This is a genomic window from Flectobacillus sp., assembly GCF_049240685.1.
Classification (GTDB): Bacteria; Bacteroidota; Bacteroidia; order Cytophagales; family Spirosomataceae; genus Flectobacillus.
In genome coordinates this window covers 1-1,189 of record NZ_JBMLSD010000421.1, presented here as the reverse complement: position 1 = coordinate 1,189, position 1,189 = coordinate 1, and the positions used below count along the sequence as shown (strand labels likewise).

1 protein-coding gene is annotated in these 1,189 nt (G+C 36.8%); it reads left to right on the top strand.

Going from position 1 to position 1,189, the window contains the following annotated elements; genetic code table 11:
- Positions 1–1,185: sialate O-acetylesterase (locus tag ACOVQ4_RS19080; RefSeq protein WP_421822200.1), on the top strand; the 1,185-nt coding region annotated here is incomplete at its 5' end.
- Between the last annotated feature and the right edge of the window lie 4 nt (positions 1,186–1,189).

The following is a 1,189-nucleotide window of genomic DNA, read 5'->3' as shown; positions in this document are numbered from 1 at the left end:
CAAATGAAAATCACATCACCCAAAAACAAACAACCCTTCCAAAGAGACTTCACCAACAATGCCACAATAGCTCTGGAAGGTCTTATAGAAAATGGTAATAAATCCTTGAAAATCATCGCTACGCCTATCAATGGTGGGGTTGCTTATGAGAAAACGGTAACTTCTAAAACAAATGAGTTTCTCACATACATAAGACTACAAAAAGGTCTGTATGAATTGGATATCAGTAACAACAAGGGAAATACCTCCATTATCGTAGCTATTGGAGATATCTATACCATTATTGGCCATAGTTTTACTGCTGGATGGGGTTCCAACTATTGTAAGGATGAACGTGTCATTATACCTGCATCATGCTTCAAGGATATGACAAATCCAGATTATTACAAAAATACAGAATTCATTTCACTTAAAGACTTCAGCGAGTCTACAGCTACTGACTATATGAATGTAAAAGATGATATTGAGTACTGGCAAAAAAGAGGTATTTGGGGAAAATTAGGAGATTTACTAGCTGCAAAAAACAATTGTCCTGTAGCATTTATCAATGCAGGTTTTGGAGGTTCTACCCTTCAGCAATGGGAACTTTCCGCAAAAAATCAACCATTTGCGGGCACTTTTGTTGACTCATCAAGACGAATGCCCATTATCAAGTTTCTAAATACACTAAAGTACATCATCCCTCAAACAGGCATAAAGGGCGTACTTTGTATTCATGGGGACAACGATGTAGACCTTACTAATTCTGCTGATGTCATTGCACAACACTACAAAACGATATTCGAAACAGCCAGAAAAGAATCAGATATCTCCAACTTGCAATTTATGATTGCACCATCCGTGACCAATTTCGAAAATCGTAAATTCATTATTGATGGTACTTTGCAGGCTATTGAGCAAAACCAAAACGTTACCAAAGGACCCGATATCTATAAATACGGAAACGAGTATAGATTAGAAGATAAAATCCACCTTAATCAAGATGGAGAAACTAAGGCCGCAGAAGATTTTGCAGCATTGTTAGTTCAGACTACTAATGAGCCATTTACGCTTTACACTGAGGTTAATATGCCAGCCGTAAAAGAACGGAGCATGTTGAATATGCTTTTTCTATTTCTCCTAGCACCGTTTATTTTTATTATACTTGCAATAATTGGCACTCAGAAAGTGGAAAATAGTGATTAGTTAT